Genomic DNA, 22,203 nt, shown 5'->3' with positions numbered 1-22,203 from the left:
CCTCGGTAACACGGGGTTCACACTTGGGCAACGGACGGGAAATCGCACCTTGCGAAGCTGCGCTGCATAGACCGCTGCACCCGCAAAGGATGGCGTCCGTGACGTTCAAGGCTGAGTACATCTGGATAGACGGCACCGAGCCGACCGCCAAGCTTCGCTCCAAGACGAAGATCATGGACGGCACGCCGTCGGGCGATGCGGCGGACCTGCCGATCTGGGGCTTCGACGGTTCGAGCACCAACCAGGCCGAGGGCCACGCCTCCGACCGGGTGCTGAAGCCCGTCTTCAGCTGCCCGGACCCCATCCGCGGCGGTGACGACATCCTCGTCCTGTGCGAGGTCTTCAACATCGACATGACCCCGCACGAGTCCAACACGCGGGCGGCGCTGCGTCCGGTCGCCGAGCAGTTCGCGGGCCAGGCCCCGATCTTCGGCATCGAGCAGGAGTACACCTTCTTCGACGGCCACCGGCCGCTCGGCTTCCCCGAGGGCGGCTTCCCGGCCGCGCAGGGCGGCTACTACTGCGGGGTCGGCGCGGACGAGATCTTCGGCCGCGAGATCGTCGAGAAGCACCTCGACAACTGTCTGAAGGCGGGGCTCGGGATCTCCGGCATCAACGCCGAGGTCATGCCCGGCCAGTGGGAGTTCCAGGTGGGCCCGCTCTCCCCGCTGGACGTCTCCGACCAGCTGTGGGTGGCCCGTTGGCTGCTCTACCGCACCGCCGAGGACTTCGACGTCTCCGCGACGCTGGACCCGAAGCCGGTCAAGGGCGACTGGAACGGCGCGGGCGCACACACCAACTTCTCCACCAAGGCGATGCGCGAGGGCTACGACGCGATCATCACCGCGTGCGAGTCGCTGGGCGAGGGCTCCAAGCCGATGGACCACGTGAAGAACTACGGCGCGGGCATCGACGACCGGCTCACCGGTCTGCACGAGACCGCCCCGTGGAACGAGTACAGCTACGGCGTCTCCGACCGCGGCGCCTCGGTCCGTATCCCCTGGCAGGTCGAGCAGGACCGGAAGGGTTACATCGAGGACCGCCGTCCCAACGCCAACGTCGACCCGTACGTCGTCACGCGGCTGATCGTCGACACGTGCTGCACCGCGCTGGAGAAGGCCGACCAGGTCTGATCCCGACGCCACGCATCCGTGAGGGGCCCGCCGGTATCCGGACCGGCGGGCCCCTCACGTACGTTTTCGCGCTCGTTCGAGGCGTACGGAACAAAAAGTGAGCGCGATAAAGCGCAGCGTGAGGAAGGTAACGCCGGGCGGCCGTATCGACGGGTGAGAGAAGTCTGATGCACAGCCGCAATGTCTGCTTCAATGGAGCCATGGCCAGCTTCCAGTACATCGCGTCGGGTCGCAGCGACCTCGAGCCGTTCTGGCCTTCCCGTCAGCACCACGATTTCGACCGGGTGTGTTGCCGCGCGTGGAACGCGCAGGCCCTCTAAAGCCGCTCACCCCGGCCTTCGGTCCGCGCGCACGACGTAAGTCCGTCCTCGACGACTCCTCGCGCGAAAGAGCTGACCCTCCATGGCGAACACCCGTACTTTCTCCGCCGCTTCCGCTGCCACCGCAGCCTCCCCGGCACCCGCTGCGGCCCACCCCTCCGCCCGCTCCCTCTCCCCCAACCGCCACCGCCTGCGCGCCGTCGACCGGGACGAGGTCGCCCGGCTCTCGGACGTGGCCGACTTCCTGCCGCCGGGCGCGACCTGGCTGCCCGCACCCCAGCACACGCTGCCCACCCTGCCCGGCCAGCCGCCGATGATCGGCTACCTGGTGCTCGTCCCGGCCGACCAGCAGCCGGCGCTCGCCGGTGCGGTGGCCGCCTCCCAGCACCGCCAGCAGATCGACCGGCAGGGCCGCGCGGCCTTCCCGCAGCAGGTGGCGGACGAGCCGGCCCAGGAGGCGGCGCCCGGGCCGGTCCGGATCGACTCGACCCGGCGTACGGCCTCCGTCGACGGGGTCACCCTCGACCTGACCTACCTGGAGTTCGAGCTGCTGGCCCATCTGGTGGCGCACCCGCACCGGGTGCACACCCGCGACCAGTTGGTGACGACGGTGTGGGGGTACGGACACGTGGGCGACGGGCGCACCGTCGATGTCCATGTGGCCCGGCTGCGCCGCAAGCTCGGGGCGGAGCACCGCCGTTCGATCCAGACGGTCCGCCGGGTGGGGTACAAGTACACGCCCTGACCGGCTCGTTGCTCCTTCGGCGGCCCCGGTCCACGGTCTTCTGCCGTGGACCGGGGCCGCTGCCGCGTGTCACGTCCCGCCGGTCCCGGTCGCCTGTCGCCTGTCGCCTGTGGCCTGTGGGGCCTACCTGGACAGGGGCTGAGCAATACCACCGGTCGGTGCCGGATTGACCTTTTTCACACGGCAGTTGGGGGTTAGGACCGCTTTCCCGCTGGAGCTTCCGACAAATCCTCGGGGGGTTCGGGCGGGGAGCTGAACGGGGAGCCGGGGCCGCCCGTATGGGACGTCACGCTTCTCCCTCGAAGCAGAGGAGTCCCATGCCACGCTCAGCACGTACCCCCCGTACGTCCCGTACGTCCCGTACGTCCCGCAAGAAACGATCCAGCCTGGCCAACCGGGCCATAGCCGCCTCCGCCGCCCTGATCCTCGGCGGGGGCGGGCTGGTGGCGGTCAATGTCTACGCCTCCGCGGGGGAAGGGCGGCCGTCCGCCGCGCCGCCCACCCGGGCCCAGAACGTGGGCCGCCAGATGTCCACCATCGACTGTCCCGATGCCGGTATCGAACTGCGCGAGGTGCCCGAGCAGGCACGCGGCGAGGTCGACCGCGAACTCGCGGCGATGGATACCCAGATCACCGATGCCTACCGGCAGTTCGCCGACCGGAAGGAGCAGATATCCCAGGATCCCGGGCTCGCGGAGAACGCCGTGCTCGGCCCGTTGCGGAGCAAGCGGACGGCGAGCCTCGACCGCATCGCCATCGCCATCGGCCGCGTCGGGGAGCGGCCGACGGGGATCGAGAGCCTCGCCGGGTGCAGCCTGCGCGCCGACGACAACGCCCCGGGGAACCCGGGCGGGACCGGCGGCTCCGGCGACTCCGGCTCTGGCGATACAGGTGACGGGAACGACACAGGGACCGGAGGCAACGGCAACGACAGTGGCCAGGGCGGTGGCAACGGCGGCGGCAACGGCGGCCAGGCCGGGAACGGTCCCCAGGCGTCCGATTTTGTCGACATCCAGTCCGTCCAGCCCAACGTCGACCGCCCCCGGCAGCGCCGCGGCGCCTCCCGGGGCACCTTCACCACTGACTGCGGCCGCAACGAGAACGGGAAGTTCAACCCGGACAACGTCATCGTCGCGCCCGGCGTGAGCAACGGCGCGCACCATATGCACGATTACATCGGCAACCAGGCCAACGACGCCTTCGCCACCGACGACGTCCTGGCGAACGGCGCCACCACCTGCCGCAACCAGGGCGACCGCTCGACCTACTACTGGCCCGTGCTGCGGCTGCAGAACGGGCAGGACGAGGCCGACGTGGACGCCGACGGCGGCGGGCGGGACCAGAACGTCGGTGAGATCCAGACACCGTCCGAGGTCACGCTGAAGTTCGTCGGCTCCCCCGTCGGCAGGGTCACCGCGATGCCGCGCTTCCTGCGGATCATCACCGGGGACGCGAAGGCGTTCACCAACGGCGACGCCAACGCGAACGCCTCCTGGAGCTGCACCGGCTTCGAGGACCGCCAGCTCAGGGACAAGTACCCGATCTGCCCCGAAGGCAGTCAGGTGGTGCGGACGTTCGCCTTCCAGAGCTGCTGGGACGGGCGGAACACCGACAGCGCCAACCACCGCACCCATGTGGCGTTCGCACGGGCCGACGGGCGCTGCCCGAAGGGGTTCCGGGCGATTCCGCAGCTGGTCCAGCGGATCGTGTACGACGTGCCGCCGGGCCCCGGCTTCGCCGTCGACTCCTTCCCCGAGCAGCTGCACAAGCCGATCACCGACCACGGCGACTTCATCAACGTCTTCGACCAGCGGCTGATGCAGAAGATGGTGCGGTGCATCAACGACGGGCGCCGCTGCCGCTGATCCACCTCCCGGCGCCGCCACCGCCGGTCCGGCACGGCCCCCGCGCCGGCGCCACGACCTCGGCGCTGCCGGGTGCCGGCGTCGGCGCCCGGCAGCGCCTGTCCCCTGAACCTGCGCGGTCAGCTCCCGTGGTGACCGGAGTGCCCTTCCTCGTTCCCCCCATCACCGCTCTCCCCCGAGTGGTGCGGCGAGGCGGTCTCCACCGTCCCCCCGAGCCGGCCGCGCAGCGCCGCGACCACCTTCGCCTCACCGACCGCGACCCAGCGGCGGCCGACGAGATACGAGCCGCCGTAGTCCTTGGCCTCGTTGATCCACTCGCGCTGGCCGCGGTCGGTGGCGAAGGTGGTCAGCACATAACGCCCGGTCGACGTGGTGCAGTTGGCCTGACGCAGTTCATCGGCGTCGGTCTGCACCTTGGGCTCGCAGCCGGCCTTCTCGGCCAGCTGCTCCAGCGTTCCCGTCGCGGTCGGCGGTGCCGAGGGATGGTCCTTCCCGGCACCGTCGGCCGCTTCCTGTACGCCGCCCGCACTGCATCCGGTCAGGAGCAGCAGCGCTGCCAGGAGGGTGCCCGCGGCCCGGGGGCCGACTCCGACTCGCCGTTCCGGTTCTGTCGCCATCGGCCCATCCTGCACCCAAAACCCGTCTCAGGTACGGGCGATGCCGAGGCTCGTGACATAGGCCTCCCGGACCCTGCCGCCCGGGAAGACATCGGCCAGCAGCGCCCGCTCGCGCTCCAGGACGGCCGTGGCCACCGCCCGGTCCGCGACCAGGAAGACGGAGTGGCTGGCGAGGTTGGCGAGGTGGACGCCGAGCGGGACCTCCCGGGCCCACTCCACCTGCCGGGTACGGAAGTCGGGTCCGGCGGGCAGCTCGGCCCGGAGCCGGGCATCGGGGTCGTACGCCGCCACGCCCTCGTCCCCCTCGCCCGTCTCCGTACCGAAGGCCTCCAGCACCCGGCGCTTCTGGTCCCCGATCCACCCCACGCGCGGATCGGCGTCGTTCCACCACAGGGCGAGCGCCCCGCCGGGCCGCAGCACCCGGTGCGCCTCGGGGACCGCGCGGGCCGGGTCGGTCCAGTGCCAGGACTGGGCGTACGTGATCAGGTCCAGCGAACCGGTCCGCAACGGCAGCCGGTTGCCGTCGCCCCGGACCACGGGCACCTCCGGCAGCCCCCGGCGGAGCTGCCCGGCCATCCCGTCGCCCGGCTCCACCGCCGTCACCCGGGCACCCCGCCCGGCCAGCAGGGCGGTGGCGATACCGGTCCCGGCCCCGACGTCCGCGACCCGGGCCCCGGCCAGCGGGCGCCCGGACAGCTCCTCGATCGCGTCGAGCAGGGCGGGCGGGTAGGAGGGACGGTTGGCGGCGTAGGAGGCGGCGACCGCGTCGAACGAGCGGGCACGGGCCGAGTGCGTCGTCATCCCTCCAAGATGGGCGTCAGTCCCCCCTTCGTCACGGCCCGGCCCCTTCCGCGCGGGGCGGGAAATCCGTGCGCGCCTCTGGCCCCCCGAGGTACCCGTCAGTACATTGACACCATGTCTAACACGCAGCCAGCGGCGGTCGCGTCGGAGCGGACGACGCTCAAGGCCCGGAAGGTCTCCTTCGCCTGGGAGAAGACCCCCCTGCACTGGGTGCCGGGCGACCCGTTCACCACGCACACCATCAACGTGCTCCATCTGCTGCTCCCGGCCGGGGAACGCTGGTTCATCCATGTGTACCGGCAGGTCCTCCCCTTCATCCATGACGAGCAACTCCGCGAGGACGTCATCGGGTTCATCGGGCAGGAGGCCGTGCACTCGCAGGCGCACGACGATGTGCTGCCGCACATGCGGGAGTTGGGGCTCGACCCGACCCCGTACACCGCGCAGGTCGACTGGTTCTTCGAGAAGCTGCTCGGGGACCGGACGCTGCCGCCGGGGCGGCCGTCGCAGTGGTGGCTGATGGAGCGGGTGGCGATGATCGCGGCCATCGAGCACTACACGGCGTTCCTCGGGGACTGGATCCTCAACGCGGAGGCGCTGGACCGGAAGGGCGCCGATCCGACCATGCTGGACCTGCTGCGCTGGCACGGGGCGGAGGAGGTGGAGCACCGGTCGGTGGCGTTCGAGGTGTTCATGCATGTCGACGGCGGCTACCGCAGGCGGGTGCGGACCTGGGCGGCGGCCTTCTCGGCGCTGGTCTTCCTCTGGCAGCGCGGGACCCGGTTCTTCATGGAGAACGACCCGAGCCTGCTGGACGGCAAGGCCACCTTCAAGGCGTTCCACACCAGCGGGAAGGAGGGGACGCTGCCCAGCACAGGGGCGATCCTGCGGTCCATCCCCAGCTATCTGAGCCGCTCCTACCACCCCTCCCAGGAGGGCAGTACGGCCCAGGCCGTCGCCTACCTGGCCAACTCGCCCGCGGCGCTGGCCGCCGAGTCCCGTACGACGGGAGCGTCCTGAGCCATGGCGCTGCCCCGTCTCCGTACCGTCGCCGTCGTCGCCGGTGCCGCCCTGCTCACCCGTCGGGCGCTGCGGCGCCGGATCGCCCGGTCGCCGCTGTGGCCGATGCCCGCGCTGCCCGAGCCGATATCCGGGCACTCCCGGCGGCGGGCCACCGCCATTCGGCGGCTGACCGTCACCGAGCGGACCGCCGTCGCCGACGGGGTCGTACAACTGCGGCTGGAGGGGCCCGCGTTGCCGCGCTGGCAGCCCGGGGCGCATCTGGATCTGGTGCTGCCCTCCGGGCTGGTGCGGCAGTACTCGCTCTGCGGTGATCCGGACGACCCGGGTACGTACACGGTGGCGACCCGGCTGGTGGCGGACGGGCGGGGCGGTTCGCGGGAGGTGCACGAGCAGCTCCGGGAGGGCCAGGAGATCGAGGTGCGCGGGCCGCGGAACCGGTTCCCGCTGGTGGAGGCGGATACGTACGTCTTCGTGGCGGGCGGCATCGGGATCACCCCGATCCTGCCGATGCTGCGTGCGCTGGCCGCGCGGGGGGCCGACTGGCGGCTGGTGTACGGGGGCCGGTCCCGGGGATCGATGCCGTTCCTGGACGAGATCGAGAAGCTCGGTGCCGAGGGCGGGCGGGTGACCGTGGTCGCGCAGGACGAGGCGGGGCATCCGGACGCCGCCGCCGTGCTGGCGGGCATCGCCCCGGGCACGGCCGTCTACTGCTGCGGCCCCGAGCCCCTGATGGACGCCGTCACCGCCGTGCTCCCCGAGGGGTGCACCCTGCATCTGGAGCGGTTCTCCGCGGCGGCCACGGCACGTCCGGCGGACTCCGGCGCCTTCGAGGTGGAGCTGCACCGCACCGGGCGGACCGTACAGGTGGCGGCCGGGCAGTCGGTGCTGGCGGCCGTCCGCGAGGAGCTGCCGCATGTCGCGTACTCCTGCGAGCAGGGCTTCTGCGGAACCTGCCAACAGCGCGTCCTGGAGGGCGAGATCGACCACCGCGACGAGCTGCTGACCGACGACGAGCGCGGCGACTCCATGCTGATCTGCGTCTCGCGCTGCCGGGGCGGGCGGCTGGTGCTCGACCTCTAGGAGGCTCCGGTGCGTGCCCCGGTTAGGCTGTCCGGATGACGACCGGGGTACGGCGCAGGATGGGCGTCGACGAGCGCAGGCAGCAACTGATCGGCGTCGCGCTGGACTTGTTCAGCCGGCGCTCCCCCGAGGATGTGTCGATCGACGAGATCGCCGCCGCCGCGGGCATCTCACGGCCGCTGGTCTACCACTACTTCCCGGGCAAACAGAGCCTGTACGAGGCGGCGTTGCGGCGGGCGGCCGACGAGCTGGCGGGCCGCTTCCTGGAACCGCTCGAAGGGCCGCTGGGCGCACGGCTGTTGCGGGTGATGGGCCGATTCTTCGACTTCGTCGACGAGCACGGTCCGGGGTTCTCCGCGCTGATGCGCGGCGGTCCGGCGGCCGGCTCCTCGGCGGCGAACGCCCTGATCGACGGGGTGCGGCAGGCCGCGTACGAGCAGATCCTCACCCATCTGGGAGTGGAAGAGCCGCCCGCGCGGCTGGAGTTGGTGGTCCGCTCCTGGGTCTCGCTGGCCGAGTCGACCGCGCTGATCTGGCTGGACGGGCGGCGCATCCCGCGCGCGGAGCTGGAGCTGCAGCTCGTGCACGACTTCGCGGCGCTGGCCGCCGTCAGCGCCGCCTACGACCAGGAGATGGCGGGCATCGTGCTGCGGGCGCTCTCCCAGGAGCCGGCCGAGGGCCCGTTCGCGGACCTGCTGGCCCGGCTCTCGGCGCTCACCCCCGCCGTACCGGCCGTCCCGGAGCAGCGGCTGCCCCGCGAGGCGGACTGACGGGACGTTCAGGCGGGCAGCCCGTTGCGGTGCGAGACGCGGCGGGCGGCGGCCAGGAGGGCATGGATCTGCGGGCCCGCCTGGTCGATGTCGGTGACGGGCTTGGGGAAGGGCAGCCGTACGTCGCGGTGGCTGCGCGGGTACTCCAGGCGCAGGGTCACCCCGTACCGGTCCAGGGCGAGCGGCACGGCCCGGACCATGTCCCGCGCCGGGGTGGGGCGGACGAGGCGCAGCAGCAGGGGCACCAGCTCGCTGTGGTCGTCGACCAGGTGCGTCAGCATGCCCGCCTCGCACGCGGCGACCGGGTCCGTCTCGGCCCGCTCCAGCTCCTCCAGCGTGACGAACGTACGGCCCTCGGCGTCCTCCAGGACCGCCTGGCCGAACTCCATGCAGGTGGAGGCCTCGGTGTCCGTGCTGTACGGGGACGCCAGCAGCCCGGTCACCGTGACGCGGGCGCGCAGCCGGTCGCGCACGGGGGTGGGGGCGATGTCCGTGAACTCCAGGCGGGCCGGGACCCGCTCACCGGCCGGGGCGTGGCCGCCCTCGGCGGGGGCGTGCAGGTGGATGTGGCCCATCGCCCCCGTGCCGTCCAGGCGGCGGACTTCGGTGTGCACGCCGTCGCTCACCACCGTCATCGAGTGGGCGACGACGAGGATCGACCGGACGCGCTCGGCGCGGGTCGGCTGCGTGGCACGGGCGCTGAAAGGACGCATCCGAGTTCTCCAGAGGCGGTCAGGAATCCCAAGCGACTACTTAGGTATGCCTAACCTAACTCACATTGCGCGCGTCGGGGTAGTCCGCTGTCAGAATCCGTCCTTCCGCATCACTCCTCGGGGGTGTCCGCCCTTACTCCTCCGTGTGTCCGCCGCCACTCCTCCGGGCGCCCGTCCCCGGTCACGGCTGACGCTTGCTCCGGAGTCCTCACGGCTGGAGCCCGCTCTGCAGCGCGGCGGCGAGACCGACCTCCGCGTTGTCCGCCTGCCCGCGTTCGAAGGCCCGCTGGTACGCCTCGTCGCCCACCGCCGCCCGGGCCTGGAGCTCGCAGGTCTCGCGGACCGCGCCCAGCTCCGGGGTGCCGCGCTGGGGGTGGCCGACCATCCGCCAGTACGCGTGCCCGGTGCCGTACACCCGGGCGGCCTGGGCCCCCGCGCCCTGGGCGGCGATGGCGGCGGCCAGGATGTCCAGGCCCAGCGCGATGCCGAAGCTGTCGCGGAGCCGGTGCTTCCCCGCGAGCATGTCCCGGGCGTGGGCGGCGGAGTCCTCCGGGCGGCCCTGGAGGAGGGCGATCAGGGCGAGCTGGTAGTCGGCGTAGGAGCGGGTCCAGTACTCCCCGCCCCGCTCGCAGGAGCGGCGGAGCGCGGTGGCGGCGGGCAGGGACTCGGTGAGCCGGCCGAGGGCGGTGAGCGCGAAGACGGTGATGAGGCGGCAGCGCAGCCGGTGGGCGGACTCCCCGGGCATCCCGGACGCCCGCGGCTCTTCTGGATCTCCGGGCGGCTCCGGCTCCCCGGGCGCCCCGTCCTGCCCCTGCGCCCCGGGCGCCCCCGAGTCTCGTGACGCCCCTGCCTCCCCCGGTTCTCCGGACGCCCCGGGTGCTCCCGGCCCCCCGGACAGCTCTGGTTCTCCGGCCTCGCCGGACCCCCCGTACGGCCGCGGCTCCCCTGAATCTCCGGACGCCCCCGGCTCCCCCGGCGCCCCCGCCCCGCCCTCCGCCCGCCCCGGCTCCGTCATCCGTAACACCCGCTCCGCCGCCTCCAGCGCCGCCGCCGGTTCGCCCGTCATCAGCTGGGTGAGGCCCGAGAGGTAGGTGGCGCCGAGCATGCCGTCGTCGTCGCGGTCGTAGAGGGCGGTGGCCGTGCAGAGGGCCCCGTACTTCTCGGCGGTCGCGAAGTCCCCCTGGAGCAGGGCCGCGACACCGAGCACCCACTGCAGCCGGGTGCGGTGCGCGCCCTCCACCGGGCCCGCCTCCAGGGCCCGCTGGGCGTAGCCGCGCGCCTCCGAGAGGTGGCCGCAGCAGGCCCAGAAGAAGCCGACCAGGCCCGCCATCTCCTGGGCCGCCGTCACATCGTGGGCGAGCAGGTGGTCCAGGGCGGCGCACAGGTCCAGATGGGTGTCGGAGATCCGGTGGTACCAGGAGATCTGGTCCGGGCCGGTCCAGCCGTCGTGGGCGCGGCGGGCCAGGCCGAGGAAGCTCCTCGCGTGCCGGTCGGCGGCGGCCCGCTCCTCGACCAGCTCGGTGAGCCACATGCGGCCGTACTCGCGCAGGGTGTCGAGCATCCGGTAGCGGGTGCCGTCCCACTGGACGACGGACTGGGCGACGAGTCCCTGGAGCGCCCGGTCCACCGCGTCCGGAGTGAGCGGCCCTCCGGTGCAGACCTCGCGGGCGGTTTCCTCGTCGAAGTCCGTACGGAGCACGGTGAGACGGGCCCAGAGGAGGCGTTCCAGCGGGGTGCACAGCTCGTGGCTCCAGCCGATCGTGGTGCGCAGGGTGCGGTGGCGGCGGGGCCAGAGGGAGTCGTCGGCGAGGAGGTCGAGCCGGGAGGCGGTGAGGTCCTCGGCGTCGACCGGGGCGTCGAAGCGGGTGCCGATCCGGGTGGCGAGCTGGGCCACGGTGTGGCGGCCGATGCCCGCGGCGGCCAGTTCGATGGCGAGCGGGATGCCTTCGAGGCGGCGGCAGATGTCGGCGGCGGCCGCCCGGTCCCCCGGCGCCGCCAGGTCCGCGTGCGGGTCGGCCGCGCGCAGCCGGTCCTCGAAGAGCCGGAGCGCGTCGGGGGCGCCGTCGACCGGGAGCGGCTGGATGCGGACGACGTGCTCGCCCCGGGTGGCGAGCGGCTGCCTGCTGGTGACCAGGACGGTCAGACCGGGCGAGGTGGTGATCAGTTCGGCCAGCAGATGGGAGCAGGGACCGCGGAGGTGTTCGGCGGAGTCGAGGACGAGCAGGAGGCGCTTGTCGCTGAGCCATTCGCAGAGCGCCTCGACGGGCATCCGCAGGGTGTGGTCGGCGAGCCCGACCGCGTCCGAGACGGTGGGGAGCAGCAGGGCGTCGTCGTAGAGCGGGGAGAGATCGGCCCACCAGGCGCCGTCGGGGTAGCGGTCGGCGGCGGCGCGGGCGGCCCGGACGGCGAGCCGGGTCTTGCCGACGCCGCCGGGGCCGATCAGGGTGGTCATCCGCCGCGTGGCCAACGCGGTCTCCAGCCGGGCCAGTTCGGCCCGCCTCCCGACGAAGCTGCTCGTCTCGTCGGGAAGGAATCCCACCTGGGTCATCATCACACCGTCCGGCACGCTGGGGCAGAGGGCGCCGGTGGGGCCGACCGCCCCGGACGGGGCTCCTGCCGCAGAACCGGGCCGGTCCCGCCTCCCCTTCGACGGGGGCCTCGACGAGGAGGCCCCCACGGGGAAAGCGGGACCGGCCGGGTGGACCGGGACGGCTGTCGCGGCTCCTTCGCCGACGTCTGCCGTCACCGTAGTGCCGGTGGGAGTCAGCGCAGGACGAAGACCGCCGCCGTACGTCCCGGGACGGTGAAACTGGCCGATTTCGCGTCGTATGTGGCTCGTTTGACCGTAGGATCCGCCCCCTTGGCCTGGACCGGGTGCAGGGCGTACGTCTTCCCCGCCGGGGCGGCGAGCTTCTGTGTCGCGGTCTGCGGGGTGGCGTTGAGGACCACGGCGAGCTTGCCCAGGCGCATGGTGATCACGCCGGGGGTCTCGGCCGGTCCGGAGAGCGGGAAGGACAGGGCGGACTGCACCTGGGCGGTGGTGGCGAGGGAGAACTCCTTCTCGGTGGTGCGGATGGTGAGCAGGTCGCGGTAGGCGGCCGAGGCCCCGTCGATCTGGGTGCAGTCGGGCGCGATCGTGGCGGAGGCCGTCAGCAGCGGCTTGGCGTACGACCACTTGTCCTGGTTGTCGGCGGCGGGCGGCAGGCCCCGGCCGAAGCCGTTGCCGTCCCGGCAGTCCCAGTGCAGGGCGTTGAACCAGTCGCCGCTGTCGTAGGAGTTGCGGTCCAGCGACTTGGAGCGCAGCAGGTCGGTGCCCGCCTGGGAGAGCGAGGGTCCCTGGGAGAGGACGGAGGCGGCCATGGCGACCACCTGGGCCCTGGCCCGCTCGGCGGCGCTCGTCCCCGCCGGGAGCTTGAAGGCGAGGGTGTCGAAGAGCGTCTCGTTGTCGTGGGCGTCGGAGTAGGCGAGGGCGTCACCGGGGACGGCCGCGTACCCGGCGGGCGCCCCGTTGTAGTCGACGTCCGAGCCCCTGACCGTACGGCCGGAGGTGTCGGTGAAGGTGTAGTCGGCCAGGTTGCCGGAGAGGCCGACCTTGATCAGGTCCTGGTAGTGCAGCAGCCGGGCCTTCTGCTCGTCGCGGGTGCCGTTGGCGGGCGAGGAGTTGGGGTCGGCGTAGAGGCCGGAGGCGAAACCCTGGACGCCGGGGTCCTCGTCGAAGGGGCCGCCGCCGCGCACGGCGTCACGGGCCCGGTCGGAGAAGGTGGCGATGCCGGTGCCGGCCATGTTCTTCTGGGTGGCCTGGACGAAGCGGGCGTCGTCGGCGATCTCCCCGAAGTTCCAGCCCTCCCCGTACAGGATGATCTTCTTGCCGTCCACGCCGTCCTTGGCGGGCGTGAGCCGGTCCAGCGCCTTGCGGACCTGAAGGATGTTGTCCTTGGGGTGGTGCCCCATCAGGTCGAAGCGGAAGCCGTCGACCTTGTACTCCTTGGCCCAGGTGACGACCGAGTCCACGACGAGCTTGCCCATCATGGTGTTCTCGGGCGCGGTGTTGGCGCAGCAGGTGGAGGTGGCGACGGTGCCGTCCTCCAGGAGCCGCTGGTAGTAGCCGGGCACGATGCGGTCGAGGACCGACTTGTCGTCCTGGCCGGAGGCGACGGTGTGGTTGTAGACGACGTCCATGACCGTGCGCAGTCCGGCCTGGTTGAGGCCCTGGACCATCTGCCGGAACTCGACCGTGCGCTTGGTGCCGTCGGGGTCGGAGGCGTACGAGCCTTCGGGGACGGTGTAGTGGAAGGGGTCGTACCCCCAGTTGAACCCGTCCTTGGCGGCGGCCCTGCTCACACAGGCCTGCTGCTCCTCGGAGTCGGGGGCGTAGACGTGCAGGTCGCAGGCGGGCTTCGTCTGGTCCTTCTTCTTCTCGGGGATGGTCCCGATGTCGAAGACGGGCAGCAGGTGGACGTAGTTGGTGCCGGCGTCCGCGAGCTTCTTCAGGTGCTGCATGCCCTTGGAGCGGGTGTCGGTGAACGCCCGGTACTCACCGGGGTGCTTGGCGGTGCGGTCCGTGATGGAGAAGTCCCGGACGTGCAGCTCCTGGATCTGGGCGTCCCGCAGCGGGGTGGCGGCGGGCTTCTTCAGCCCGGACCAGCCGCTGGGCGCGAGCTTCGGGTCGGTGAGGTCGACGACGAGGCTGCGGGCGGAGTCGGCGGTCAGGGCGGTGGAGTAGGGGTCGGTGACCTTGTTGGTGACGAGCCTCTGGACAGTGGGCGCCCAGACGGTGACCACGTACCGGTAGGGCTTGCCCTTCCAGTCCTTCTTGCCGGTGACGGACCAGACGCCGGTGCGGTCGTCGCGCTTCATCGGGTGCGTACGGCCGTCGAGTTCGAGGGCGACGGTCGCGGCGGTCGGCGCCCACACGGAGAGCGTGGGGGCCGACTTCCGGAAGACCGGGCCGAGTTCGGCGGTGGCCGCGTGCTTCCCGTACAGGTCGTCGAGGATTCCGGCCGTCTGTACGCCGGTCGCGGCGAGGAGGGCGCCATTGGCGGCCCGCTGGGTGGCGATGAGCTGGCCGCGCAGGGACTCACGGACGCGGTCGCGGTCACGCGGGTCGACGGTGAAGGCCGGATACTCTTTCAGATGCGGGAACTTGGCCTTCTGCGCGTCGCTCAGCTCGCCCTGCCGGAGCCGCAGCCACTGGCCCTCGTCGGAGAGCGCCCCGTCGACGACGGAGATGCCGCCCTTCTTCGCGTACACGAGCTGCTGGCTGGTGGCGTCGGTCGCCTTCACCTTCCAGACGACGGTGTCCGCGTCGATCCACTGGGCCTCGGACTTGGTGAGGTCGGGGGCCGCGCCGCCGCCGGTCTGCGGGAGCAGATAGCCGGACTTGCCGCCGATCAGCCAGACTTCGTGGCCGTACGTGGCGATGTCCAGGGACTGGTCGCTGGGGAGGTCCTTCTCGTCGCCCTTGTGCAGGATGTAGCTGAGCGAGGTGGCCCCGTCGGTGAGCGGCACCTCGAAGGTGACCCCGTAGGCGTCCCGCTTCACCGGCATCAGCGGCTTGGCCCAGTCGGTGGGCTCCTTGGCGCCGGTCCAGGTGTGGATGCCCCAGCCGTCGTAATCGCCGTCGGGGCGGTGGTAGTTGAGGACCGCCTTCGTGGTGTCCTGCGGCGGGGCCTCGGGGGCTTCGACCGCCTGCCCGTCCTTGCCCTGCTCGATCCAGACCTGCCCGGTGACCGAGAGGTCGACGGTCCGCTGCGGGCCGTCCGCCGTGCCGTTCTTCTCGACGGTGTACGGGACGGAGTCCGTGCCCTTCTCCAGGTCGAGCCAGGCGAACGCGCCGTACGCGCTCCGCCCGATGAACTCGGCCGTCTTCTCACCGGACTTCAGCTGCCAGCCGTCGTAGTCGCCGTCGGGGCGCTGGTAGTGGACGACGGCCCGGTCCCGCTCCACGGCGACGGGCTTCTGCTTCGGCGGGGTCTGCCCGGCGGTGGTGGCGGCGAGGGCGCTGGAGGTGCGGCCCGAGCGGTCGACGACAACGGCCTTGTAGCGCAGGGGCGTTCCGGCCTTGACGCTCTCGTCGAGGTACTGCGTGACCTTGTACGGGGCGTGGTCGGCCGAACCGAGCGTCTGCCACTTCCCGTTGCCCACCTGGGCGGCGAAGACGACCCGGTTGAGCTGCCCGCCGTCCACGTCGGCGTCGATCTCGACGGTGCCGGTGGCACCGGCGGCCGGGGCCTTCAGGGTGATCGCGGGCTTGGCGGCGGGAGCGCCGACCGGCTTCTCCGCGCGCAGCACGATGCTGGAGAGCGCGGGCACGGTGACGGTGACCTTCCGGTCCGTACCGCTGCGGACCGCGCCGGAACCGCCGTAGAGCGTACGGAAGTTCATCCCGGCCGACTCGGTGTCGAGCCGGACCGTCCTCGGGGTGGTCGCGTTGTTGGAGGCGACGAGGTACTCGTACGGCCGCTTCGTCTCGATGCGCGAGGTGGCGTACACGGACCCTGCCGCTCCTTCGACGGCCAGCTCGCTCTGGACGCCGTCCCGCAGCGCCGGGTGCTCCTTGGTGAGCTTCGAAAGGCCCGCGATGGAGCGGTAGATGGGGTGCGTGGTGTCGTACGCGTCCGAGGCGTGGGTGCGGTCGGTGCCGAGCTGGTCGTCGTCCAGGTAGTCGGCGGTCTTCGAGGCGAAGAGGGTCTGGCGGGAGTCCTTGTCGCCGCCCGCTCCGGTGAAGCCCTGCTCGTCGCCGTAGTAGATCACCGGGTTGCCCCGGCCGAGGAACATCAGCTCGTTGGCGAGGCGGGCCCGCTTCAGCAGCTCCGCGTCGTCGGCGTCCGGGTTGTCCTGCTTGAGGAAGGTCCCGATGCGGCCCATGTCGTGGTTGCCGAGGAAGGTGACCTGCTCGTAGGCGTTGGCCTTGTCCGTGGTGTAGCGGTAGTCCTGGCCGTACACGGAGGCGAGCCGGTCGGCCGGGGCGCCCTGGGAGGCGAACTGGCGGGCGGCCTCCTGGAAGGGGAAGTCCAGCGTCGAGTCGAGGCGGCCCCGGGTGACGTACGGCGAGGTGATCGCCGGGTCGGCGGAGTAGACCTCACCGAACATGAAGAAGTTCTTCCGGCCCTGCTTGGCCGCGTACGCGTCGAGCGCGGTGGCCCACTGGGTCCAGAAGTCCAGGTCGACGTGTTTGACGGTGTCGATGCGGAACCCGTCGATACGGAAGTCGCGGACCCACTTCTCGTAGATCTTCTGCATGCCCTTCACGACCTCGGGACGCTCGGTCCACAGGTCGTCGAGGCCGGAGAAGTCGCCGTACTCGTTGGACTCACCGGCCCACGTCGAGTCGCCCCGGTTGTGGTACATGGTCGGGTCGTTGAGCCAGGACGGCACCTTCTTCTCCGCGCCGGGCGCCTGGACCGGGGTGTACGGGAAGGAGTCCCGGTCGACCTTCTTGACGCCCTCGCGGTCGTCGAAGGGGCGGCCGTCCTTGTCGAGGTAGGGGAAGGCGCCCTTCGGCTTGTAGCCGTAGGCCTTCTCCGCGTAGTCGACGGTGTCGGCGGTGTGGTTGGTGATGACGTCGAAGAAGACCTTCATGCCCTTGGCGTGGGCCTGGTCGATCAGCTTCTTCAGATCGGCGTTGGTGCCGAAGTGCGGGTCGACCTGGGTGAAGTCGGTGATCCAGTAGCCGTGGTAGCCCGCCGAGGCGTCCTTGCCGGTGCCCTGGACCGGACGGTTCTTGAAGATCGGGGCCATCCAGATGGCGGTGGTGCCGAGGCCCTTGATGTAGTCCAGCTTCTGGGTCAGGCCCTTGAGGTCGCCGCCCTGGTAGAACCCCTTGTCGGTGGGGTCGAAGCCGTGCTCCAGGCGCGAACCCGTCAGTCCGCCGCGGTCGTTGGCGGTGGAGCCGTTGGCGAACCGGTCCGGCAGCACGAAGTAGAACTGCTCGCGCGTGAGGTCGTGCCGGGCCGTCTCCTTCGCCAGTTTCGCGTCGGAGGGCGGGGCGGGCGGTCGGGGCGATGCGGCGGCGGTGGCCGCCGGGACGACGGGCAGCAGCGCCGCGCAGAGCGCGGCGATCACCCCTCGTCTGAGGGTGGTTCTGGACACGAGAGGGTTGCTCCTCGGCTGGTGTGCAGGAGGGTTGGCGGTGGGCCGGAGGCAGCGCGCGCCTCCGGCCCACCGAGGGATGTACGGGTCAGCTGCGCCAGACGTCGGCGGTGAGCGTGACCTTTCCGGAGGCAGGGACGGTGGCGGTGCGGTTGGCGCCGCTCTCCCAGGTGACGTTGCCGCCCGCGTCCTTGCGGACGTACTTGTAGGCGAACGTGGTCCCGGCGGGCAGGTTCACGTCCAGCTTCCAGACGGGGTACGTGGCCGGGTCGAGCTTCGGCGCGTTCGCCGGGTTCCAGTTGCCCAGGGCCGCCTGGTCGCCGGTGACGTGGATGTTCTGGCCGAGCTGGGTGGTGGCGTTGACGCCGAAGGAGGCGCCGGACTGGCCGTTGCCCGGGCCCGGGTCGGGGTTGGAGCCGCCGCCGGAGCACGTACGGGCGCCTGTGTGCAGGGCCACCGCCGTACCGGCGCCGAGGGTGGCGGTGAACTGGCCGGAGCCGTTCACCGTGACGCCCCGGCCGGACTGCACGTCGCAGTAGTCACCGGCGGGCAGCGAGGTCTGGAAGGTCCGGGTCAGCGAGGAGCCCTCGTGGTTGATGGCCACGTACGCCTTGTTGCCCCGGCCGAAGGCGATCTGGTCGCCGCCGTTGTCCCACCAGTTGGTGACGGCCTGGCCGCGCGCCTCGTTGCGGAAGCCGACCATGGAGGAGATCTCGCGCCAGTCGTGCTGGCACTTCCAGCCGTCGCTGTAGCAGGCGTTCACCTGGCCGTCGTTGGGCGGCCCGGCGTCGTGGTTGCTGAACTCGTAGCCGGAGTGGACGTCCGGGGAGCCGTAGGGCCAGGCCAGCATGAAGACGCTGGCGAGGGTGTAGGCGGAGCCGTTCTTGTAGTTGAGGGTGTCGCCGCCGCGCTCGGTGTCGTGGTTGTCGACGAAAACTGCGGACTTCCCGGACTCCATGAAGCCCCAGCCCTCGCCGAAGTTCTTCAGGTGGGCCAGGTTCTCGTTGAGGAAGACCTGCTTCAGGCTCCGCCCGTAACGGAACTCCTGGACGTCTCCGCTGCCCAGGTACTCCGAGGGCGAGACCGCCTCACCGGCCCCGTAGATCGCCTCGTGCTTCCAGTAGACGTTCGGGTTGGTGAGGCGGGACTTGATGTTGGCCAGGTCGGCGGCGGGCATGTGCTTGGCCGCGTCGATGCGGAAGCCGTCGACGCCGAGGGAGAGCAGGTCGTTGAGGTAGCCGGCGATCCGGCCGCGGACGTACTCCTCGCCGGTGTCCAGGTCGGCCAGGCCGACCAGTTCGCAGTTCTGGACGTTGCCGCGGTCCTGGTAGTTGGTGATCTCCGACCGGCAGTCGTCCATGTCGCTGCCGGAGTAGATGCCCGGGTAGTTGTACTTGGTGTACGACGAGCCGCCGGTGCCGGTGCCGCTGCCCGCCGACATGTGGTTGATGACGGAGTCCGCGATGACCTTGACCCCGGCCGCGTGACACGTGTTGACCATGGCGGAGAAGGCGGCGCGGTCACCGAGGCGGCCGGCGATCTTGTAGCTGACGGGCTGGTAGGACGTCCACCACTGGCTGCCCTGGATGTGCTCCTGGGGCGGCGAGACCTGGACGTAGCCGTAGCCCGCCGGACCCAGGGAGTCCGTGCAGGCCTTGGCTATGGAGGCGAACTTCCACTCGAACAGCACGGCCGTGACGTCCTTGTCGCCCGGAGCGGCGGCCTGCGCGGGGGACGCGGTGCCGAATCCGGTGGGGATGACCAGGGCGGCAGCGGCGCCGGCCACGAGGGCGAGCGCGGCAGACAGGGGTCTGCGTGCCATGTCTTTCCTCCTGCGGGTGGGGGAAACGCGGGTGACGGTGCAGCCTCAGTCGGCAACGCGCCATGCCCTCAAGGCTCCTGAAGGTTCTTGCTGCAAGACTGCAAACCTTGCTGCGGACCAGACCGTACGAGGCCGTCAGGCACCGGTCAACCCTTTGGACATCCCCCGCTCACATCCACGAAACAAGCCATTTTTCTTCGCGGTTTCTTGCTGCAAGGTCTTTCGCAAGATATTGCGGGCCTGTTATGTTTCATCCGACTCCGGTCCGGTCGGCCGAGGGTTCCGGTTCCGCCTCGCGGTGCCCGGACTCCACGCGCCCGGCCGGCCGGGCCGGTCACGACAAGGAGAGGCACCCGGAGTCGCTGTAACTCCCCGCCGGCCCTCCCTGGGCCGACTCCTGGTGCCTCTCCTGTACGTATCGCCCGTGTCCGGGTCAGTCGCTCCGTACCGCCGCCGTCGAGCCCCGTACCACCAGCTCCGGCTGGAAGACGTACTCGGTGCGCTGCACCGGGCTCCCGCCGACCTCCTCCAGCAGGGCCCCCACCGCCGCGGCCGCCATCGCCTGCACGGGCTGGCGGACGGTGGTCAGCGGCGGGTCGGTGAAGGCGATGAGCTGCGAGTCGTCGAAGCCGACGACCGAGACGTCACGCGGGACGTCGAGCCCCCTCCCCCGGGCCGCACGCACGACGCCCAGGGCCATCAGGTCGCTGCCGCAGACGATGCCGGTGCACCCGGCGTCCAGCAGGGCGCCCGCCGCCACCTGGCCGCCCTCGACGCTGAACAGCGTGGAGCAGACGTGCCCTTCGGCCTCCGCCCGGTCCATACCGAGCAGCGAGATGGCCGCCTCCACGAACCCGTCCCGCTTGCGGCGCGAGGGGACGTACCGCTGCGGGCCGATGGCCAGGCCGATCCGGCGGTGGCCGAGGTCCGCGAGATGGCCGACGGCCATCCGTACGGCAGCGTTGTCATCGGGCGAGACGAACGGGGCGCTGATCCGCTCGTTGTAGCCGTTGATCAGGACGAACGGCACCCCGCGCTCGGAGAGCGCGGCGTACCGGGCCGGGTCGGCCGAGGTGTCGGCGTGCAGCCCGGAGAGGAAGACGATGCCGCCCACGCCGCGCTCCACGAGCTGCTCGACGAGTTCGTCCTCCGTCGCACCGCCCGGGAGCTGGGTGCAGAGCACGGGGGTGTAGCCGTGCCCGGCCAGCACCTGCTCCACGGACTGGGCGAACGCCGGGAAGATCGGGTTGGTGAGCTCGGGCGTCACCAGACCGATCAGCCCGGCGCTGCGCCGGCGCAGCCGCAGCGGCCGCTCGTAGCCCAGGATGTCGAGCGCCGCGAGCACCCGCTGCCGCGTGGTGTCCGCGACGCCCTGCTTCCCGTTCAGGACCCGGCTGACCGTCGCCTCGCTCACCGCCGCCTGGCCGGCGATGTCGGAGAGCCGGGGCGCGGCGCCGGTCCTGGGTGCGGGCAGTGTCACACCGTCCACCACACCGTGGTGTCGGCGGGGAGCACGGCCTCGGCGCCGTCGACGGTGACCGGGGAGCTGGCGAGCAGCACCCGGCCGCGGGCGGCGATCCGGACCGGGGCGCCGGTGGTGTTGACGGTGCAGACGAAGCCGGGGCGGGCGAGGACGAGGACGCCCTCGGGGCCGTCCAGCCACTCGACGTCGGTGCCCGCGCCGAGCCCCGGGTGTTCCCGGCGGGTGGCGATGGCGGCCCGGTACAGCTCCAGGGTGGAGCCCTCCACGCCGGTCTGCGCCTCCACGGACAGCTCGCCCCAGCCGGCGGGCTGCGGGAGCCAGCTGCCGCCTTCGCCGAACCCGTACGAGCTGCCCTCGCGGGTCCACGGGATCGGGACGCGGCAGCCGTCGCGGTAGCCGTCCTGGCCCTCGGCGCGGAAGAACGAGGGGTCCTGGCGGGCCTCGTCGGGCAGGTCGGTGACGTCGGGCAGGCCCAGCTCCTCGCCCTGGTAGACGTAGGCGGAGCCGGGCAGGGCGAGCATCAGGAGGGTGGCGGCGCGGGCCCGGCGCAGGCCGAGTCCGCGGTCGCCGGGGGTACGGATCTGGGTGCCGAGCCCCGGCGGGTTGGCGAACCGGGTGGCGTGCCGGGTGACGTCGTGGTTGGAGAGCACCCAGGTGGTGGGGGCGCCGACGGGGCGCATCGCGGCGAGCGAGACGTCGATGACCTCGCGGAGCTTCCCGGCGTCCCAGTCGGTGCCCAGGTACTGGAAGTTGAAGGCCTGGTGCATCTCGTCGGGGCGCACGTAGTTGGCGGTGCGCTCGACGGTCGGCGTCCACGCCTCCGCCACCGCGATCCTCTCGCCCGGGTACTCGTCCAGGATGGTGCGCCAGCTTCGGTAGATCTCGTGGACGCCGTCCTGGTCGAAGAAGGGCATCACGTCGTTGCCGAGCAGCTTGAGCTGGTCGTGGGCGCCGAGGTCGGGCAGCCCCTCGGCCTTGACCAGGCCGTGGGCGACGTCGACCCGGAAGCCGTCGACGCCCATGTCGAGCCAGAAGCGCAGGATGGAGCGGAACTCGTCGGCGACGGCCGGGTGCTCCCAGTTGAAGTCGGGCTGCTCGGGGGCGAAGAGGTGGAGGTACCAGTCGCCCGGGGTGCCGTCCGGGTTCACCGTACGGGTCCAGGCGGGGCCGCCGAAGATGGACTCCCAGTCGTTGGGCGGGAGTTCGCCGTCCGTGCCCTTGCCGGGGCGGAAGTGGTAGCGCTCGCGCAGGGCGGAGCCGGGGCCCTCGGCCAGGGCGCGCTTGAACCACTCGTGCTGGTCGGAGGAGTGGTTGGGGACCAGGTCGACGATGATGCGCAGGCCCAGGGCGTGCGCCTCGCGGATCAGTGCGTCGGCGTCCAGCAGGGTGCCGAACATGGGGTCGATGGCCCGGTAGTCCGCGACGTCGTACCCGGCGTCGGCCTGCGGGGAGGCGTAGAAGGGGGAGAGCCACACCGCGTCGACACCGAGGTCCCGCAGGTAGGGCAGGCGGGCGGTGACGCCGGCGAGGTCGCCCATGCCGTCGCCGTTGCCGTCGGCGAAGCTCCGCGGATAGACCTGGTAGATCACCGCGTCCTGCCACCAGCCGGTGCGGTGGCCCGGGGCGTCGTCGGACGTGCCGGTGGAGGGGGCAGCGAGGTGCTGGGTCATGTCGTCCCTGGGGTGTCTGGGTGGGGAGCGGCGCCGGTGACCGGTCGGGGTGTGTCCGGCGCCGCCGTGA

The 22,203-nt window shown here is 71.6% G+C and carries 14 protein-coding genes; 6 read left to right on the top strand and 8 right to left on the bottom strand.

The features are described 5' to 3' along the window. Nucleotides 1-98: 98 nt before the first annotated feature. The 3 genes from glnII (at nt 99) to DJ476_RS26015 (ending at nt 4,063) form a co-directional block, all read left to right on the top strand. Nucleotides 99-1,133, top strand: a complete 1,035-nt coding sequence (glnII, locus tag DJ476_RS26025) for a glutamine synthetase (protein ID WP_103416243.1) — start codon at nt 99-101, stop codon at nt 1,131-1,133. Between the two features lie 402 nt (nt 1,134-1,535). After that, a complete protein-coding gene (locus tag DJ476_RS26020) occupies nt 1,536-2,198 on the top strand; it encodes a winged helix-turn-helix domain-containing protein (RefSeq protein WP_112491699.1) in 663 nt (220 codons plus the stop codon). Nucleotides 2,199-2,515: 317 nt separating this feature from the next. Then, on the top strand, nt 2,516-4,063 hold the full coding sequence (locus DJ476_RS26015; protein ID WP_112491698.1) for a DUF1996 domain-containing protein: 1,548 nt from the start codon (nt 2,516-2,518) through the stop codon (nt 4,061-4,063). Nucleotides 4,064-4,182: 119 nt separating this feature from the next. On the opposite strand, the gene DJ476_RS26010 is transcribed toward DJ476_RS26015, so the two are convergent. Both DJ476_RS26010 and DJ476_RS26005 read right to left on the bottom strand, forming a co-directional pair. Next, a complete protein-coding gene (locus DJ476_RS26010; RefSeq protein ID WP_112491697.1) occupies nt 4,183-4,680 on the bottom strand; it encodes a hypothetical protein in 498 nt (165 codons plus the stop codon). Between the two features lie 27 nt (nt 4,681-4,707). Continuing rightward, nucleotides 4,708-5,481 (bottom strand): class I SAM-dependent methyltransferase, encoded by a 774-nt coding sequence (locus DJ476_RS26005; RefSeq protein ID WP_103416247.1) that lies wholly within the window; start codon nt 5,479-5,481, stop codon nt 4,708-4,710. 114 nt (nt 5,482-5,595) lie between these two features. Here DJ476_RS26005 and DJ476_RS26000 point away from each other — a divergent pair, with 114 nt between their 5' ends. The 3 genes from DJ476_RS26000 to DJ476_RS25990 are packed head-to-tail and all read left to right on the top strand — an operon-like array spanning nt 5,596 to nt 8,354. Next, the gene (locus DJ476_RS26000; protein WP_103416248.1) at nt 5,596-6,501 is read left to right on the top strand and encodes a metal-dependent hydrolase; all 906 of its coding nucleotides are present in this window, start codon (nt 5,596-5,598) and stop codon (nt 6,499-6,501) included. Between the two features lie 3 nt (nt 6,502-6,504). After that, nucleotides 6,505-7,584 carry a PDR/VanB family oxidoreductase gene (locus tag DJ476_RS25995; RefSeq protein ID WP_112491696.1) on the top strand — a complete coding sequence of 360 codons (1,080 nt, stop codon included), beginning with the start codon at nt 6,505-6,507 and terminating at the stop codon, nt 7,582-7,584. 35 nt (nt 7,585-7,619) lie between these two features. Then, nucleotides 7,620-8,354: a TetR/AcrR family transcriptional regulator gene (locus DJ476_RS25990; RefSeq protein WP_103416250.1), complete on the top strand. Its 735-nt coding sequence runs from the start codon at nt 7,620-7,622 to the stop codon at nt 8,352-8,354. 8 nt (nt 8,355-8,362) lie between these two features. Here the strand turns inward: DJ476_RS25990 and DJ476_RS25985 are convergent, their stop codons facing one another. The 6 genes from DJ476_RS25985 to DJ476_RS25960 all read right to left on the bottom strand — a co-directional run bounded on the left by DJ476_RS25985 (nt 8,363) and on the right by DJ476_RS25960 (nt 22,133). Beyond that, entirely contained in the window at nt 8,363-9,067 is a 705-nt protein-coding gene (locus DJ476_RS25985; protein ID WP_112491695.1) for a DUF2470 domain-containing protein, read from the bottom strand. A 208-nt stretch (nt 9,068-9,275) separates the two neighbouring features. Then, nucleotides 9,276-11,618: an ATP-binding protein gene (locus DJ476_RS25980; RefSeq protein WP_112491694.1), complete on the bottom strand. Its 2,343-nt coding sequence runs from the start codon at nt 11,616-11,618 to the stop codon at nt 9,276-9,278. A gap of 212 nt (nt 11,619-11,830) precedes the next feature. After that, complete coding sequence (gene pulA / locus DJ476_RS25975; RefSeq protein WP_112491693.1) at nt 11,831-17,158, bottom strand: pullulanase-type alpha-1,6-glucosidase; 5,328 nt, start codon at nt 17,156-17,158, stop codon at nt 11,831-11,833. 88 nt (nt 17,159-17,246) lie between these two features. Then, a complete protein-coding gene (locus tag DJ476_RS25970; protein ID WP_112491692.1) occupies nt 17,247-18,980 on the bottom strand; it encodes a carbohydrate-binding module family 20 domain-containing protein in 1,734 nt (577 codons plus the stop codon). A 433-nt stretch (nt 18,981-19,413) separates the two neighbouring features. Next, nucleotides 19,414-20,472 carry a LacI family DNA-binding transcriptional regulator gene (locus DJ476_RS25965; protein WP_103416255.1) on the bottom strand — a complete coding sequence of 353 codons (1,059 nt, stop codon included), beginning with the start codon at nt 20,470-20,472 and terminating at the stop codon, nt 19,414-19,416. After that, nucleotides 20,457-22,133 carry a glycoside hydrolase family 13 protein gene (locus DJ476_RS25960; RefSeq protein ID WP_112491691.1) on the bottom strand — a complete coding sequence of 559 codons (1,677 nt, stop codon included), beginning with the start codon at nt 22,131-22,133 and terminating at the stop codon, nt 20,457-20,459. The genes DJ476_RS25965 and DJ476_RS25960 overlap by 16 nt, the downstream gene beginning before the upstream one ends. Nucleotides 22,134-22,203 lie beyond the last annotated feature (70 nt).

Origin of the sequence: Streptomyces bacillaris (assembly GCF_003268675.1) — a bacterium.
Classification (GTDB): Bacteria; Actinomycetota; Actinomycetes; order Streptomycetales; family Streptomycetaceae; genus Streptomyces; species Streptomyces bacillaris.
The sequence above is the reverse complement of the archived record's forward strand: the minus strand, read 5'-3'. Positions and strand labels throughout refer to the sequence as shown.

What these genes read in the sequence shown, in the direction of transcription:
- DJ476_RS26020 (WP_112491699.1), top strand. Translation starts at nt 1,536, where the DNA reads ATGGCGAACACCCGTACTTTCTCCGCCGCTTCCGCTGCCACCGCAGCC.
- DJ476_RS26015 (WP_112491698.1), top strand. Translation starts at nt 2,516, where the DNA reads ATGCCACGCTCAGCACGTACCCCCCGTACGTCCCGTACGTCCCGTACG.
- DJ476_RS26010 (WP_112491697.1), bottom strand. Translation starts at nt 4,680, where the DNA reads ATGGCGACAGAACCGGAACGGCGAGTCGGAGTCGGCCCCCGGGCCGCG.
- DJ476_RS26005 (WP_103416247.1), bottom strand. Translation starts at nt 5,481, where the DNA reads ATGACGACGCACTCGGCCCGTGCCCGCTCGTTCGACGCGGTCGCCGCC.
- DJ476_RS26000 (WP_103416248.1), top strand. Translation starts at nt 5,596, where the DNA reads ATGTCTAACACGCAGCCAGCGGCGGTCGCGTCGGAGCGGACGACGCTC.
- DJ476_RS25995 (WP_112491696.1), top strand. Translation starts at nt 6,505, where the DNA reads ATGGCGCTGCCCCGTCTCCGTACCGTCGCCGTCGTCGCCGGTGCCGCC.
- DJ476_RS25990 (WP_103416250.1), top strand. Translation starts at nt 7,620, where the DNA reads ATGACGACCGGGGTACGGCGCAGGATGGGCGTCGACGAGCGCAGGCAG.
- DJ476_RS25985 (WP_112491695.1), bottom strand. Translation starts at nt 9,067, where the DNA reads ATGCGTCCTTTCAGCGCCCGTGCCACGCAGCCGACCCGCGCCGAGCGC.
- DJ476_RS25980 (WP_112491694.1), bottom strand. Translation starts at nt 11,618, where the DNA reads ATGATGACCCAGGTGGGATTCCTTCCCGACGAGACGAGCAGCTTCGTC.
- DJ476_RS25970 (WP_112491692.1), bottom strand. Translation starts at nt 18,980, where the DNA reads ATGGCACGCAGACCCCTGTCTGCCGCGCTCGCCCTCGTGGCCGGCGCC.
- DJ476_RS25960 (WP_112491691.1), bottom strand. Translation starts at nt 22,133, where the DNA reads ATGACCCAGCACCTCGCTGCCCCCTCCACCGGCACGTCCGACGACGCC.